The following is a 15,995-nucleotide window of genomic DNA, read 5'->3' on the forward strand; positions in this document are numbered from 1 at the left end:
CCTCCTAGAGACCCAGGAACCGCGCCGTATCCGGATCAAGCGGAATACCCGTCTCCAGCCGTCGGGCGCGCTCGGCCCATTCTCTGTCGCCCGGGGCCATTGCTGGCGCCGCACCAGCACGCACCGGGCTCTGTCGCAGCTGGCTGAGATAGGTCGAGATCATCGCGCCGAACGCCGCGCGGCCGACGAACTTGTCGGGGTCCACGACCAGAACGAAATGGCCCATGTTGCGCGGCGTCGAGATATCACCCCCGCCGAACATGGGGATGAAGTCGCGGTCGAGCGTTGCCCCGGTGAGCAGCGCCGAGAACAGCGTTGCCACCCCGGCAAGACCCGCGCCCTTGTAGCCGAAATCACTGCCCCCCAGCGGCAGCAGCAGATCGGCCTCATGCGGGTCCTGCGTCGGCACGCCCTGCGCATCGGCGGCCACGCCCGGCGGCAATGCCTTGTCGAGGGACCGGTGCAGCAGCACGCGGTTGAGCGGGATCGAAGACGTTGCCATGTCCAGCAGCCAGGGCTCGGCGTTTGGCACCGGCGCAGCAAAGGCCAGCGGATTGGTGCCGTGGAATTTCGCCGCCCCGTCGAACAACGTCACCATGGAATCGGTGTTGGTGGTGGCGAAGGTGACAAAGCCCTGTTCCGCGCCCGCCAGCGCATAGGCGCCCGCCGCGCCCAGATGGGACGAGTGGTTGATCCCCACGGCGCCCACGCCGGCAACTCGCGCCAGGTCGATCCCCACCTCGACGGCCTTGTAGGCGGCATAATGGCCCAGGCCGTCGTCGCCACTGATCATCGCGCTGCCCGCGCCGCGGATATCGACGACCAGCTTTGGCGTCTTGTTGATCCGCCCGCCCGCCAGCATGGCGCAGTAATGCGCCGTCAATCGCACGCCATGGCTGTCCACACCCACCAGCGAGGCGTGCAGCATGGCCCGCACGGCGGCCTGCAGCGACTCTTCGCTCGCGCCGGCCTCCCGCAACCTGCCTGCCGCACGGTCCTCCAGCAGATCCGCTGCAAAGCGTTGTGCATCACCTTCGATTGCCATGCCATCTCCTGCCCTGCCTCTGGGCCCGGACTTTAGCAGCAATGTCCCGCGCTCATACCCCCAGACGCAACTTTGCTCTGGCACTCATCGGTGAGCGGATTATGCTGGTCGCAAAGTTGAGACCATCCATGCCATCCATCGATCCCATCGATCACATCGATCCCATCACCCGCGACCTCTGGCAGGTTATTGCCGCTACCGACGAACTGCCCGTCGGGCAGATCCAGCGCACCACCCTGCTCGACGTCCCCCTGGCCATGACCAGAGACTCAGCCGGCCTGCCTGTGGTCTGGCGCCGCAGCGATGAGGAAGCCGGCGACGATGTCGATCCGGAAAACATCCTCGATCGCCTGCCCGTCACCACCGGCTATGGCTTTGTCTGGACCAGCCTGGGCACGCCCAGTGCAGCGCTGTTCCCCATTCCGGAGTATGCTGAGGCCGACCGCAAGAACATGAGCTGTGGCTCCATCGGCATTCATGTCTCGGCCCCGCGCGCCGTCGAGAACTTCCTCGACATGGGCCATTTCCCCTATGTCCACACCGACATCCTGGGTGCCGAGCCGCATACCGAGGTCAAGGAATACGACGTCGAGGTCTCCGAGGAGCGCGACGAGGTGCTGGCCACGCGCTGCCGCTTCATGCAACCGCGCGCCGCCAAATCGGCCACCCACGCCATGGAGGTGGAGTATGTCTATCGCGTGCCCCATCCCTTCTGCTCGGTGCTCTACAAATCCTGCCCCGAAGACGAGAACCGCCGCGATGTCATCGCCATTTTCCTGCAGCCGGTGAGCGAAGATCGCTGCCGCGCCCATCTGCTGCAGTCCATGATTGATAGCACCTCCACCATCACCGACCTGCGCCGCTTCCAGCAGACCATTTTCGGCCAGGACAAGCCGATCCTGGAAAATCAGTATCCCAAGCGCCTGCCGCTTGATCCGCGCGCCGAAACCCCCATCCGCGCCGACAAATCGGCCATCGCCTATCGCCGCTGGCTCAGCCAGAAGGGCATCACCTATGGCGTCATCCCAATGGCGTCCTGACGGCTTTGCCCGTGGCCACGCTCCCGCCTGGAGCCGTGGCCACCATGTCGCCCCGTACGCCAGGGCGGCAGTCGAACCGACCTCATCCGATCGTGGCGCGATCCCAATAGTCTTCGGATGACCGCATGACGCTCTCGCTTTCCGACCCCGCCTGGTATCCCATCGCGTCCAGTGACGATCTGCCCTTCCGCCATGTCTATCAGGGCCAGCTTCTCGGCCGCGAACTGGCCGTCTGGCGCGCCGATGATGGCAATGTCAACGTCTGGGAAAACCGGTGCCTCCATCGTGGCGTGCGCCTCTCTATCGGCATCAACGAGGGCGCAGAGCTCAAGTGCCAGTATCATGGCTGGCGCTATGCCAATCGCTCTGCCGGCTGCACCTATATCCCGGCCCATCCCGCCGATGCCCCCGCTCGCCGCATCCAGAACAAGATCTATCCGGTCGCCGAGGCCTTTGGCCTAGTTTGGTCCGCCGCGCAGGACAGCGACAATATCGAGCGCCCCTTCGCACCCTTCCCCGGCGCCGAGTCTGGCCAGTGGTTCCCCCTGCGCCCCATGCCAGTCAATGCCGCGCCCGAGGATGTGCTGGCGGGTCTGGCCACCCTCGCGCCCGACGATCGGCCGGCCGATAGCCTGCCGGGCCTCGCCCTGCGCCTGGGCGATGTGGTCTATTTCGTCCAGCCGGTCGATGCCGGCCGCGCCGTGATCCGGGGCCTGCTGCCCAGCACGCCCGCCGACGCCACCCAGGCCCTGCGCCACTACAACGAAATGCTGTCCAAGTTGCGCGACCGCCTCGAGCGCGCCGCCGCCAAGAAGCCGGCGCCGGAGCCGCTGGCGCCCGCCTTCGACAAGGTCTCGGCCGATCTGGCCACCATGCCCGACATTGCCATACCGCGCGGCAACACCATCCCGGTGGTGGTCAAGCGCAAATGGACCAGCGCCGATGGCGTCATTGGCTTTGAGCTCGCCGCGCGCGAGGGGCATCTGCCCACCTTCCAGCCCGGCGCCCATATCGATGTGCACCTGCCCAATGGGCTCATCCGGCAATATTCCATCACCAATGGCCCCGGCGAGCTGATGAGCTACATCATCGGCGTCAAGCAGGAGAGCGCCTCCAAGGGCGGCTCCAAGGTGCTGGTGGAGACCGTTCGCCAGGGTGACATGCTGGCCATTTCCGAGCCGCGCAACAATTTCCCGCTGCGCCGCGACGCCACCCGCACCGTGCTCATCGCCGGCGGTATCGGCATCACCCCCCTGCTCTCCATGGCCCGCTTCCTCGACAAGTCGAGCCTGCCCTATGAGCTGCATTACTTCACCCGCGCCTGCGAGCAGGTGGCCTTCCGCGGCGACCTCGAAGCCCTGCATGGCACCGTGCTGATCCACACCGGCCTGCCGCGCGCCGAGATCGGCACCACCATCTCCACCGCCCTGGGCGCCTGGAGCCAAGCCCAGCATGTCTATGTCTGCGGCCCCTCGGCCATGCTCGAATCCGTCCGCACCACCGCGGCGGCGCAAGGCTGGCCCGATGAAGCCATCCACTTCGAATACTTCAAGAACGACAAGCCCATCGACGACAGCTCCGCCTTCGATGTCGAACTGGCGCGTTCGGCCATGACGCTGCATGTCCCGGCCGGCAAGACCATTCTCGAAGTGATGCGCGACGCCGGGCTGACTGTCCCCAGTTCCTGCGAACAGGGCGCCTGCGGCACCTGCCTCACCACCGTCATCGAGGGCGAGGTCGACCATCAGGACGTCTATCTCAACGACAGCGAAAAGGCCGCCAACACCTGCATGATGACCTGCGTCTCCCGCGCCAAGTCGGCCCGCCTCGTGCTGGATATCTGAGCCATGACCATCACCCTTCACGACTTCGAACTCTCCGGCAATTGCTACAAGCTGCGCCTGCTGATGAGCATCCTCCAGCTGCGCTACGACATCGTCCCGGTCGATTTCTTCCCCGGCCGCGAGCACAAATCCGATGCCTTCCTGCGCCTCAATCCCTTCGGCCAACTGCCGGTCTTGCAGGATGGCGATCTGACGTTGTCCGATTCTGGCGCGATCCTCGCCTATCTCGCCCGCCGCTACGACGCCTCGGGCCAATGGTTCCCGGACGATCCGGCCGTCACTGCCGAAGTGTTGCGCTGGCATGCCGTGGCCGATGACATCACCGCCACCGCCTCGGCCGCCCGCCTTGCCCTGGGCTTTGACTATCCCTTCGATCTCGAAAAGACCCAGGCTGGCGCCCATCGCATCTTCCGCATCATCGACGAGCATCTCTGGTTCGGCGAAAAGTCCGGCCGCGATTGGCTGGCCAGCCCCGCCCATCCCACCACCGCCGATATCGCCTGCTTCCCCTATGTGATGCTGAGCGAAGAAGGCGGCATTTCCCGCCAGGACTATCCGGCCCTGCGCCGCTGGACCGATCGCGTTCGCCGCATCCCCGGATTTATCGTCATGTCCGGCATTTTCCCCGCCGGCCCGGCACTACCCGCAGCCTGACGCCCTGGCCCCATATTGCGCATGGCCAGCCCCCGCTGGCCGCGCTTCTCATCCCCGCCAGCGCCATGCCAACCTCATGAAAACGGGGTGATTTTGATGACGCAACTCTTGGTGTGGATTCAGCTTTTCATGGTGCTCATGCCCACGCTCTGGCTGGTGCTGGGGGCGCTTGAAAACATCCGCGCGCCCGCAGCCAATGGCAATATGGTGGCCGATGTGCTGGCCATGCGCCTCATGCGCGACCAGTTCCCCGAGCTCTATGCCGTGCTCGGCCGCAACCGCATCGAGTCACAGCGTCTCCATCGCCTGCTCTTTGCCGCCATCGTCACCGCCGAGACCATTGTCGCGCTGGTCATGGTCGCCGGCACGCTGGCCCTGCTGCTGGCAGCCCTGGGCCTTGTCGGTCTAGAACCCGCCCGCGTCCTCGCCGCCATTGGCATGCTGGGCTTCTGCATGATCTGGTCGGCCTTCCTCGTGGGCGGCCAATGGGTGCATTACTGGGCCGGTGCCGAGGGTGCCCAGCACACGCATCTCAAGCTCACCCTCTGGGGCGCGCTGGTCCTGGTCCTGCTCTACATCGGCTAGCGCCTTCCTCCCCATATGGGAGGGATGGAGGGGAGGTCCCGGAACCGTCCAGGGACCACTCCCCCCTCACTCGGCCTCTTACGCCTCAGCCGGCTTGGCGAACTCGTCAAAGGCCTCGATGGCATGGGCGGCATACATCACCGCCGGCCCGGCCCCCAGATAGATGGCCGTTCCCAGCGTCTCCAGCACTTCATCGCGCGAGGCCCCCTGCTCCAGCGCCGATTTAGTATGAAAGCCGATGCAGTCGTCGCAGCGCACTGCCACCGATATGGCCAGGGCGATCAGCTCCTTGGTCTTGGTATCCAGCGCCTGCGGCTTGAGCGCAGCCTGCGCCAGGCTGGAAAATCCCTTCATCACGTCGCCCTGTCCCATGCGCAATTCCTTGAGGGCCGGGGAGAGGGATTTGATGTGGTCGTTCCAGCTTTGCATGCGTCTTCTCCAATGCCTGACCGCGCCACCACCGTGGCGGCCTGTCACAAACATTAGAAATATCTAATATATATGAGATGCGCCTTGACGCAGATCAACGCGCCGCCGGTCAGGCCTCGATCGGCGCCCGCCGCGCATGCTCCTCGTCGCTGAACAGCCGCGACCGCGTCAGGAAACGCCGCTCGGTGCCATTGTCGAGGCTGAACATGCCGCCCCGGCCGGGGATGGCGTCGATGATCAACTGCGTATGCTGCCAGTATTCAAACTGGCTGGGCGACATATAGAACGGCGCGCCGCCGATCTCGCCCATCTTGATGTCGCGGTCGCCCACGATGAAATCGCCCACCGGATAGCACATCGGCGACGAGCCATCGCAACATCCGCCCGATTGGTGAAACATCACCTTGCCGTGCCGGGCCTCGATCTCGGCGATCAGCGCCAAGGCCGCCTCTGTCGCCACTACACGCGGTACAGTCTCGTCCATCGCTTGTCTCCCAAAACGCCATTCCGGTGAGCCGCCCGCCGCAGGAGGAGAGACGGGTTGAAGGTCAGGCCGCCCACCGGAATGAACTGAAGTCCCCGCCTACTGACGAGGATCGGATGGAATCGCACTGGGGCTCGCTCCGGCGAACCAGATGGCGTGGTTCCCGAGAACCGGAGCGCAGCGTAGCTTAGGCTACGTGAGCACCGGAAGCGCAGGAAACGGCGCCAGATGGTCGCCGGAGCAGAGCCCCAGACGATACCTCAGAAGAAGCCCAGCTTCTTGGGGCTGTAGCTCACCAGCATGTTCTTGGTCTGCTGGTAGTGATCCAGCATCATGCGGTGGTTCTCACGACCGATGCCGCTCTGCTTGTAGCCGCCAAAGGCAGCATGGGCGGGATAGGCATGGTAGCAATTGGTCCACACGCGCCCGGCCTGGATGCCCCGGCCGAAGCGATAGGCCCGGTTGGCGTCGCGCGTCCAGACGCCGGCGCCCAGACCATAGAGCGTGTCATTGGCGATCTCGAGCGCCTCTGCATCGGTCTTGAACGTGGTCACCGATACCACCGGCCCGAAGATTTCCTCCTGGAAGATGCGCATCTTGTTGTGGCCGGCAAACACCGTCGGCTTGACGTAGTAGCCGCCGGCCAGTTCGCCTTCGAGGTTGTTGCGCTCGCCGCCGGTCAGCACCTTGGCGCCTTCCTGCCGACCGATATCGAGATAGGAAAGGATCTTTTCGAGCTGTTCGGATGAGGCCTGTGCGCCGATCATCGTGCTCATCTCGAAGGGCGAACCCTGCTTGATCGCTTCCACCCGCTTGATGGCCCGCTCCATGAAGCGGTCATAGACGCTTTCCTGGATCAGCGCGCGGCTGGGGCAGGTACACACCTCGCCCTGGTTGAGCGCGAACATGGCAAAGCCTTCCAGCGCCTTGTCGAAGAAGTCGTCGTCTTCGGCCAGCACGTCGGCAAAGAAGATGTTCGGCGATTTGCCGCCCAGCTCCAGCGTCACCGGGATCAGGTTCTGGCTGGCATATTGCATGATCAGCCGGCCCGTCGTCGTCTCGCCGGTGAAGGCGATCTTGGCGATGCGGTTCGAGCTGGCCAGCGGCTTGCCAGCCTCAAGGCCAAAGCCATTGACGATATTGATGACGCCCGGGGGCAGGATGTCCTCGATCAGTTCCATGAGATAAAGGATCGAGGCCGGCGTCTGCTCGGCCGGCTTGAGCACTACGGCATTGCCAGCCGCCAGCGCCGGCGCCAGCTTCCACACCGCCATCAGGATGGGGAAGTTCCACGGGATGATCTGCCCCACCACGCCCAGCGGCTCGTGGAAGTGATAGGCCACCGTATCATGGTCGAGTTCGGAAATGCCGCCTTCCTGGGCGCGGATGGCGCCCGCGAAATAGCGGAAGTGGTCAATGGCCAGCGGAATATCGGCAGCCGTTGTCTCGCGGATCGGCTTGCCATTGTCCCAGGTCTCGGCCAGGGCGATTTCGTCCAGATGCTCCTCCATCCGGTCGGCAATCTTGTTGAGCATCACCGCGCGCTGTGCAACCGAGGTCTGGCCCCAGCTCGGTGCGGCCTTGTGCGCTGCGTCCAGCGCCCGTTCGACGTCAGCGGCCTTGGATCGCGCTACGGCGCAGATCACCTGCCCGGTCACCGGCGAGGTGTTGTCGAATGTCTCGCCATCGAGCGCATCCACCCACTGGCCGCCAATGTAATTGCCATACTTGGCCTTGTACGGAGACTTGGTCCGCTGGCCGATGAATTCAGGTTTGTTCATGGCATCCTCCCTTGTTTTTGGATGCCAGCAACGTTGCAACCGCCGTGCCAGTCTTGGCTAAATACCTGCTTTCATTGCCGAAATAACTAGCCTCGACACAGGACTGGACGCGGCGCGAATTCGGATGCAACACTTTGCCACAACCAGAGACGATGGCGGGTGCAACACCTGTTGCAAACTGCCACAACTGGGAGGAGAGCAGATATGGATCAAGCGTCCCAGTCCGCCTTGGCGGCGGCGCGCGAGCGCTTCTTTTCCGGTCAGGACCTGCCCGAGGGCCTGGTGCCTGCGCCCATTCTGCGCTCCTGGCAACGCTGCGCCCAACAGGGGCTCGATGCCGGCAGCACAATCCGTGCCGAGCCGGTCACCGCCCCCGAACTGCGTGCCCTGCATGAGCAGAACGAAACGCTGCGCCTGCTCTCGCGCTCCGAACTGGTCTCGCTGCGCACCGAGGCGCGCCTCACCGACAGCGTGGTCATTCTCACCGATGCCAAGGGCCTGGTGCTTGATACCACCGGCAGTCCCGAGTTTGCCGGTCGCGCTGCCCAGGTTGCCCTGCGTCCTGGCGTCGCCTGGTCCGAGACCTCCACTGGCACCAATGCCATCGGCACTGCCCTGGCCGAGCGCCGCGCCATCGAGGTGCATGGCGGCGAGCATTTCTTCGAGCCGCATGGCATCCTGCACTGTGCCGCCTCGCCCATTTTCGATCCCTTCGGCAAGCTGGCCGGTGTGCTCGACCTCTCGGGCCATGCCTCGGCCGAACACACCCATGCCATGGGCCTGGTGCGCCTCGCCGTCGAACAGATCGAACACCGCTTCTTCGCCCGCGATTTCGACGAGATGACCGTGGTGCGCTTCCACCGCTCCGCCGATCTGCTGGGCACAGCGCGCGAGGGCATTCTGGTGTTTGATGGCGCCCGCCTCGTCGCCGGCAATCGCCGCGCGCTCCATCTTGTCGGACTCGACCGCAAGGCGCTGCGCCAGGCCACCTCCGACGAGATTTTTGAGACTGCAGCTCTCGCCATGGAGCGCGGCGAATTGCGCGCCCGCAGTGGCGAGCGCTTCTTTGCCGCCGTCTCCGAGCCGCGCAAGGCGCCTTTGCGCGTCACCGGCACCCTGCCGCGCGCCACCAAGCCGGCCAAGCCTGCGCCTTTCCTCACCCCGGAGACCCGCGCCGACCTCACCCGCGCCATCCGCCTGGTCAATGCCGAAATCCCCCTGCTGATTGCCGGGGAAACCGGCGCCGGCAAGGAGGTTTTTGCCCGCCATCTGCACGGCCTCACCCAGCGCGCCGGCAAGCCTTTCATCGCCATCAACTGTGCCGCCCTGCCCGAGAGCCTGATCGAGTCCGAGCTTTTCGGCTATCAATCCGGCGCCTTCACCGGCGCCCGCAAGCAGGGCGCCATTGGCCTGGTGCAACAGGCCGAGGGCGGCATCCTCTTCCTCGATGAAATCGGTGACATGCCGCTGCTGCTGCAGTCGCGCCTGCTGCGGGTGCTTCAGGACAAGGAAGTGGTGCCCCTGGGCGGCGGCACACCGCAAAAGGCCGATTTCGTGCCCGTCTGCGCCACCAATCGCGACCTCAAGGCCATGGTCGAGGCTGGCACCTTCCGCGCCGACCTCTATTATCGCATTGCCCAGTTCACCATCCGCCTGCCGGCGCTGTGCGAGTTCCCCGACCGGGCCACCGTGGTCTCGACCCTGTGGTCCCAGCTTGCCAGTGGCTATCCCGTCCTGCCCGCGCCGGTGCTCGCCCGCCTGGCCGCCCAGCCCTGGCCAGGCAATTTCCGCGAGCTGACCGGCGCCCTGCGGGCTCTGGCCGCCCTCTGCGAACCCGACCGCCCCATCACCCTGGCCGACCTGCCGCAATTCGCCGCTGACACGGCCCCGGCGCCCATCCTGGCCGATACTGACCTTGGCAGCCTCACCGAAGCGGCCATGCGCCGCGCTGTCGATCAGAACAAGGGCAATCTCTCTGCCGCCGCCCGCGCCTTGGGCATCGACCGCTCCACCCTCTACCGGCGCCTGCTGTGGAAGGAAAAACTCGACGGCTAGCGCCGAAAAAGCTCAGTCCTGGCCTGATTGATCCCGCGGCGGATAGGCATGGGCCTGCCCCTGCCAGTCGCGCACAATCCAGCCGCCATCCGCCGCGGCAATGGCGCTGGCGCCGATGTCGGCCTTGCCGAAGCCGCCGGGAATATCGAGCACATAGATCGGCTGCGCCAGGCCCGAAATTCGCCCGCGCAACTGGCTCACCAGCGCCTGCCCCTCGGCAATGGACAGCCGGAAATGGCTGGTCCCGGGCGCCAGGTCCGGATGGTGCAGGTAATAGGGCTGCACCCTGTTCTCGACAAAAGCCTGCATCAGCGCCGCCAGCGTCTCGACATCGTCATTGACGCCCTTGAGCAGCACCGATTGGCTGACCAGCGCCAGCCCGGCCTTGTGCATCAGCGCCATCCCGGCCTTGGCCGCCGGGGTGAATTCGCGCGGGTGATTGGCATGGATTGCCAGATACGTCGTCTTACCGCTCGCCAGCAGCGCCGCCACCATGGCGTCGTCGATGCGCTCTGGTTCCACCACCGGCACCCGTGTGTGAAAGCGTACCACTTTGACATGGTCGATGCCGGCGAGCCGCGCCATCAGATCGCCCAGCCGCCGCGGCGACAGCACCAGCGGATCCCCTCCGGTCAGGATCACTTCCCAGATCTCGCTGTGGCCGGCGATATAGTCCATCGCTGCATCGAGCTCCGCCGGTGTCAGCGTGCCCAGCCCCTGCGGCCCCACCATTTCGCGGCGGAAGCAGAACCGGCAATAGACCGGGCACACATGCACCGCCTTGAGCAGCACCCGGTCGGGATAGCGATGCACAATGCCGGTCACCGGCGAATGGCTGAGATCCCCGATCGGGTCCGCCCGCTCGTCCGGCGTCGTTTCCAGCTCTTCCATACGAGGCACGAACTGCCGCGCCATCGGATCGTCCGGATTCCCAAAATCGATCAGCGCCGCCACGGCCGGCGTGATCGCCACCGCATATTTCGCCGCCACGGCATCGAGCCCGGTCGCGTCAGGCCCCAGCCCGGCTGCCACCAGTTCATCCACCGTCTTGATGGCCCGCACGACGCTCATTCCGCCACCGGCGCCCACAGCACCGCCTCGATGCGCGGCGCCGCCGTCGCCAGCATCACCAGCCGGTCAAAGCCCAGCGCGACGCCACTGGCCTCCGGCATCAGCGCCAGGGCCGCCAGGAAATCCTCGTCGATCGGATAGCGCTCACCATAGAGCCGCGCCTTCTCGTCCATCTCGGCCATGAAGCGCCGCCGCTGCTCGTCCGCATCGGTCAACTCGCCAAAGCCATTGGCCAGTTCCACGCCGCAGGCATAAAGCTCGAAACGCTCGCTCACCCGCCGGTCATCGCCCGCCCGCCGCGCCAGCGCCGCCTCGGCCGCTGGATAGCGATCGAGCACCGTGATGCGCTCCTTGCCCAGTTGTGGCTCCACCTTGTCGGTGAGGATCAGGCTGAAGAGGTAACTCCAGCTCCGATCCTCCGGCACCGCCATGCCCAGCGCTGCCATCTGCGCGGCGAGCGCCTCGCCATCGGTGCGCCCTTCGGCGTCCAGGCTGGCGAGGAGATCAATCCCCGCGTAGCGCGCAAAAGCCTCGACCACGCTCAGCCGCTCGGGCGCGGCAAAGGGATCGCAGGCCCGCTCGCGATAGCGCAACTGCGCAACGCCCGCCGTCTGCGCCGCGATACCCAGCAGCGCCACACAGTCGGCGATCACAGCGTCATAGCTTTCCCCGGCGCGATACCATTCCAGCATCGTGAACTCGGGATGGTGCAGCGCGCTGCGCTCGCGATTGCGCCACACATGCCCCAGGCTCGCGATCCGCGTCTCGCCCGCGGCCAAGAGCTTCTTCATCGTGAACTCGGGCGAAGTGTGCAGATACATCGCCTGCCCCAGCCCGTCATTGCCAATCATCTGCGTGCCGAACGCATGCAGATGGGTCTCATTGCCCGGCGAGCGCTGCAGCCCCGGCGGATCGACCATCAAGAAGTCCTGCCCGGCGAGATACCCTCGCACCGCCGCCTCGATGCGGTTGCGCGCCAAAAGGATCGGCCGCCGGTCGGCATGCACCGATGGCGTCCACCAAGGCGAGGCAGCGATGGAAGTTGGGTTGCTCATGCGCGCTTTATGACACCAAGGCTGGCGATTTGCGCCAAGATAGGGTAGTTGGCGCACGAAACTCTATTTCGGCGCCCGGGGCGGCCGCTTCATCGGCCCTGCCTCTAGTACGTGCCATCGCTACGAACAAGGAAGAATAATGGTCAAGGTCATCGCCTCCTCGCTGCGCAAGGGCAATGTCGTCGAGCAGGACGGCAATCTGCATGTCATCCTGACGGCCGAAAACGTCCACCCCGGCAAGGGCAACTCCATCACCAACGTCAACATGCGCCGCATTTCCGATGGCGTGAAGGTCGTCGGCCGCTGGCGCACTGTCGAAATGGTCGAAAAGGCCGATGTCGATGATCGCGAATATGACTACCTCTATTCCGACAGCGAGGGTCACCACTTCATGGAACCCGTCAGCTTCGAGCAGATCACCGTCCCCGAAGACGTCATCGGCGAACAGGCTGCCTATCTCACCGATGGCATGAAGGTTCACCTCAAGACCTTCGAGGGAAATGCCCTGTCCATGGAACTCCCCCAGCGCGTCACGGTCGAAATCGCCGAGACCGAGCCGGTGGTCAAGGGCCAGACGGCCTCGTCTTCCTACAAGCCCGCCGTGCTGACCAATGGCCTCAAGTGCATGGTCCCGCCCCATATCGGCGCCGGCACCCGCATCGTCATCCTCACCGAAGACAATTCCTACGTTGAGCGTGCCAAAGACTGATCCGGACGCTGCGGCTCCCACCCATTGGAGCGGGCCCTGCGGGGCCCGTTTTGCTGTCCGCCAGCATGCCCACTGATCGCATCTGGCCCGCGGCGCGTACCCGGCTTAACCTACAGTCTCCGTCACCGATCGGCCGCGCCATGACCGCCTCGCTCTATCCCGCCGATTTCTATGACAACCGCCGCGCCCATACGGCCCATGCCGCGCGCCGCCTGCTCTCGGCCCTGCCCGCCAATCTGCCGCGCCAGAGCCTGGCCGATATCGGCTGCGGCACCGGCACCTGGCTGGCCACGGCCCTCGCCATGGGCGCCACCACCGCCTTTGGCATCGAGGGCGATTGGGTCACCCCGGACATGCTGGACGATGCCGCCATCGTCTTCACCGCCCACGATCTTGAACAGCCCTTTGCCCTGCCCCGCGTCGATCTCGCGCTCTCGCTCGAGGTCGCCGAGCATCTGAGCCCCGCCCGCGCGCCCGGCTTTGTCGCCGATCTCGTCGCCCTCGCCCCCGCCGTGCTGTTCTCTGCTGCCATTCCCGGCCAGGGCGGCGTCGGCCACGCCAATGAGCAATGGCAAAGCTGGTGGGCGGCGCACTTTGCCAGCCATGGCTACGCCGCCCATGACGTCATCCGCCCCGTCATCTGGGCTGATGATGCCATCCCCGCCTGGTATCGCCAGAATGCTGTGCTCTATCTCGCCGCGCCACTGGCGACGCAGCTGGGTCTCACGCCCACCGACCCGGCCCTTCTCGACACGGTCCATCCCAGCTTCTGGGCCCGCGCCAATCGCGAACTGGCCTATGCCAATGCCCTGCCGGAATCCGAAGTTCTCCGTCGCCAGGCTCAACAGGCCCAGCAGCAATAGCCCGGCCTAGCGCGCCGCCCAGATCAGCCCGCGCCGCAGGATTTCGCGCACCGGCCCGCCGGCCAGCTCGTCGGCTGTGTGCCCCAACGAGGAATAGAACACCCGCCCCCGGTCATGGGTGGTGGTGAACACCACCGGCATCACCACATCCTTGCGCCACGGGTGGAATTCCCCGGAAAACACCGTCGTCGCCAGCACCTCAACGGCCGGATCAAAGTTGAGGTAGTACTGCTCGGAAGTGTGTTCGAAGCTCTCGATCCCCGCCATGATGGGGTGGTCGTTTCGCGTAACATCCACCGTGTAGGTGATGATATTGCCCGGATGCTGCACCCAGTAGCAGCTCGCCGCATAGCGGAACGGCACCGAGCTGCGAAAGCTGGTCGCCAGCCCCATGTGATAGCCCGCCAGCCCCGTCCCGGCCCGCACCGCCGCAATCAGCCGCTCCATCTTTTCGGGCGCCAGCACCCCATCGGTGATCACTGGCACCACCAAATCATTCTCGCCCACGTCCGCAGCGCCCAGTGCGTCATAGTCCGGCGTCACGGTCACCGCAAAGCCCTCGGCCTCCAGCAGCTCCCGCACCACATGCGCACCGCGCTCAGGCGTATGCAGCTCCATCCCGCCCCAGACCACGAGAGCCTTCTTTGCCGTCATCGCACTGCTCCTCGAGACCGTCACAAACCCAACCCCACCGCCTGCGTGCGATGCACCCCCTTGGGCACAAAGGCGAAATCATCGGCAATTCCCAACAGCTTGGCCGCCAGATGCACCACGCTCAGCCACATCTCGGTGCCCTGAAGGCTCCCCTCTTGCCCATCGGCAAAGGCAAAGCCCGCACTGTCCATCCAGCGCTCCCCGGCACGCGCGATCACGGCGCGCGCAATGGACTCGGCTTCGGCCCGCCGATGATCGGTCTGTTTGAGGCACAGCCACAGCGGGTGGATGGTGTCGAGCAGATTGCAGGCGGTATAGGTCGGCCCGGAGAACCCGCCATAGTTGCGATAATTGGCAAGCACGGAATCGATTGCCCGCTCGGCCTGCGGCACCGGCAGGCCGAATTGGGCATAGGTTCCCCGCGTCAGCCGGTAAAATCCATTGACCGGCTGCAGCAGTCCCTCGTTCGCCGTGGGCGAACCCCATAGGCCCGAGCCGCGGTCCTGCGCCATCGCGAGCCAGCCAAACAGGATTTCCCGCGCCCGCCCGGTGCTATGATAGCGCGCGTTGAAATAGAGCGCGGTGCCGATGGCATCCACCGCCGCCCCCGCGCTCCAGGCGCGGTCGCGCCAGGTCAGGCTCTCGAGCCAGGCGCAAAGCTCCGGCGCCTCCAGCTCCACTGCCGCAATCCTGTGGCGCGGCCGGCCGCCCAGCAGTTCGATGCAATAGCCCACCGACAGCACATTATAGAGCGCCAGCCCATCATCGCGCATGGACTGGCCTGCTGCCACCGGCCGGTGCGGGTCAGGAAACAGCCCCGTTGCCGCATCCTGCATCGCCAACAGCTCTTCGAGCGTCGCGGCGACATCAAGCCCCTCGGGCCGCGCGTCAAAGCCGGCGGCAATCTCGATGGCATCGTTACGGTGTCGCGCGCTGGCGCGCAGCTGCCCATCGGCCTCGCGCGACACATAGTGCCCATCCTGCCGATGCGCCGCCAGTATTTCCGGCCATTGCGCCTTTGCCGACGCGCCCAGCGCAGCCAGCTGCGCAACACTGTCGCGCCGCGCCGATTGTCCGCGGAACCGCACCACCTTGGCCGGCACCCCGCCGACAATGGCCAGCGGCGGCACATCCTTGCTCACCACCGCACCGGCAGCGATCACTGCCCCGCGCCCCACCGTCACCCCGTCCAGCACCACCGCATTGGCGCCGATCCACACATCATCCTCGATCACGATACCGAGGCTCTCGTGCTTCTGCGTGTGGATCGGCACGCTGGGGTCATCGAAGCCGTGGTTGAAGCCGACAAGGCTGGCATGGCTGGCAATCCGCACGCCGTCGCCACAGCGCACCCGGCCCGAAATCATGGCATAGCTATTGACCGTGCAATACGCGCCAAACGCCACGGCGCCGCGCACCAGGGCATGCCCGGCAATCCAGCTCTGGGCACCCAAGGTCAATTCACTGGTAAAGACTGCAGCGTCCGCTGCCACATAGGCTGTCGGATCAAATTGCGCTCCTGCCGTGACCTCCAGCCGCCGCAACCGCGCCTGATGCTCAGGCGAAGCGATATCCTCGGGCGTCCGGTCCCACGTCAAAAACTGCAGCCGCGCCTCATGCGCAGCTTTGTCGTCCATCTGAACGTCCATCACTGTCTCCGCCAATCCAGGTCCGACGTCCCCAATCTTCCCCCGTCATTGCCCGGCTTGTCCGGGCAATCCAACAG

At 65.3% G+C, this 15,995-nt stretch carries 15 protein-coding genes; 7 read left to right on the top strand and 8 right to left on the bottom strand.

Annotated elements, in window-relative coordinates; genetic code table 11:
• Positions 1-4 precede the first annotated feature (4 nt).
• Positions 5-1,045: an Ldh family oxidoreductase gene (locus tag K1177_RS11270; protein WP_224703393.1), complete on the bottom strand. Its 1,041-nt coding sequence runs from the start codon at positions 1,043-1,045 to the stop codon at positions 5-7.
• A gap of 137 nt (positions 1,046-1,182) precedes the next feature.
• Here K1177_RS11270 and K1177_RS11275 point away from each other — a divergent pair, with 137 nt between their 5' ends.
• The 4 genes from K1177_RS11275 (at position 1,183) to K1177_RS11290 (ending at position 5,168) form a co-directional block, all read left to right on the top strand.
• Positions 1,183-2,085 (top strand): aromatic ring-hydroxylating dioxygenase subunit alpha, encoded by a 903-nt coding sequence (locus K1177_RS11275; RefSeq protein ID WP_396120155.1) that lies wholly within the window; start codon positions 1,183-1,185, stop codon positions 2,083-2,085.
• Between the two features lie 125 nt (positions 2,086-2,210).
• Positions 2,211-3,929 carry a Rieske 2Fe-2S domain-containing protein gene (locus tag K1177_RS11280; RefSeq protein WP_224703395.1) on the top strand — a complete coding sequence of 573 codons (1,719 nt, stop codon included), beginning with the start codon at positions 2,211-2,213 and terminating at the stop codon, positions 3,927-3,929.
• Positions 3,930-3,932: 3 nt separating this feature from the next.
• A complete protein-coding gene (locus K1177_RS11285) occupies positions 3,933-4,583 on the top strand; it encodes a glutathione S-transferase family protein (RefSeq protein WP_224703396.1) in 651 nt (216 codons plus the stop codon).
• A 96-nt stretch (positions 4,584-4,679) separates the two neighbouring features.
• Positions 4,680-5,168: a DUF2165 family protein gene (locus K1177_RS11290; protein WP_224703397.1), complete on the top strand. Its 489-nt coding sequence runs from the start codon at positions 4,680-4,682 to the stop codon at positions 5,166-5,168.
• A gap of 78 nt (positions 5,169-5,246) precedes the next feature.
• Here K1177_RS11290 and K1177_RS11295 read toward each other — a convergent pair whose 3' ends face one another.
• The 3 genes from K1177_RS11295 to adh form a co-directional block, all read right to left on the bottom strand.
• Complete coding sequence (locus K1177_RS11295; protein WP_224703398.1) at positions 5,247-5,597, bottom strand: carboxymuconolactone decarboxylase family protein; 351 nt, start codon at positions 5,595-5,597, stop codon at positions 5,247-5,249.
• A gap of 109 nt (positions 5,598-5,706) precedes the next feature.
• Positions 5,707-6,081: a DUF779 domain-containing protein gene (locus K1177_RS11300; RefSeq protein ID WP_224703399.1), complete on the bottom strand. Its 375-nt coding sequence runs from the start codon at positions 6,079-6,081 to the stop codon at positions 5,707-5,709.
• Between the two features lie 260 nt (positions 6,082-6,341).
• On the bottom strand, positions 6,342-7,862 hold the full coding sequence (gene adh / locus K1177_RS11305) for an aldehyde dehydrogenase (RefSeq protein WP_224703400.1): 1,521 nt from the start codon (positions 7,860-7,862) through the stop codon (positions 6,342-6,344).
• 204 nt (positions 7,863-8,066) lie between these two features.
• Between adh and K1177_RS11310 the strand changes: the two genes are divergently transcribed.
• The gene (locus K1177_RS11310; RefSeq protein WP_224703401.1) at positions 8,067-9,917 is read left to right on the top strand and encodes a sigma-54-dependent Fis family transcriptional regulator; all 1,851 of its coding nucleotides are present in this window, start codon (positions 8,067-8,069) and stop codon (positions 9,915-9,917) included.
• A gap of 12 nt (positions 9,918-9,929) precedes the next feature.
• Here K1177_RS11310 and K1177_RS11315 read toward each other — a convergent pair whose 3' ends face one another.
• A complete protein-coding gene (locus tag K1177_RS11315) occupies positions 9,930-10,988 on the bottom strand; it encodes a lysine-2,3-aminomutase-like protein (RefSeq protein WP_224703402.1) in 1,059 nt (352 codons plus the stop codon).
• Positions 10,985-12,043 (bottom strand): EF-P lysine aminoacylase EpmA, encoded by a 1,059-nt coding sequence (gene epmA, locus K1177_RS11320; RefSeq protein WP_224703403.1) that lies wholly within the window; start codon positions 12,041-12,043, stop codon positions 10,985-10,987. The genes K1177_RS11315 and epmA overlap by 4 nt, the downstream gene beginning before the upstream one ends.
• Positions 12,044-12,182: 139 nt before the next feature.
• Here epmA and efp point away from each other — a divergent pair, with 139 nt between their 5' ends.
• Together efp and K1177_RS11330 are read left to right on the top strand one after the other, a co-directional pair.
• Complete coding sequence (efp, locus tag K1177_RS11325; RefSeq protein WP_224703404.1) at positions 12,183-12,752, top strand: elongation factor P; 570 nt, start codon at positions 12,183-12,185, stop codon at positions 12,750-12,752.
• A 140-nt stretch (positions 12,753-12,892) separates the two neighbouring features.
• A complete protein-coding gene (locus tag K1177_RS11330; RefSeq protein WP_224703405.1) occupies positions 12,893-13,615 on the top strand; it encodes a class I SAM-dependent methyltransferase in 723 nt (240 codons plus the stop codon).
• A gap of 6 nt (positions 13,616-13,621) precedes the next feature.
• On the opposite strand, the gene K1177_RS11335 is transcribed toward K1177_RS11330, so the two are convergent.
• Positions 13,622-14,269: a ThuA domain-containing protein gene (locus K1177_RS11335; RefSeq protein ID WP_224703406.1), complete on the bottom strand. Its 648-nt coding sequence runs from the start codon at positions 14,267-14,269 to the stop codon at positions 13,622-13,624.
• Positions 14,270-14,289: 20 nt separating this feature from the next.
• The gene (locus tag K1177_RS11340; RefSeq protein ID WP_224703407.1) at positions 14,290-15,906 is read right to left on the bottom strand and encodes an acyltransferase; all 1,617 of its coding nucleotides are present in this window, start codon (positions 15,904-15,906) and stop codon (positions 14,290-14,292) included.
• Between the last annotated feature and the right edge of the window lie 89 nt (positions 15,907-15,995).

Source organism: Devosia aquimaris, assembly GCF_020169335.1.
GTDB classification, from domain to species: domain Bacteria; phylum Pseudomonadota; class Alphaproteobacteria; order Rhizobiales; family Devosiaceae; genus Devosia; species Devosia aquimaris.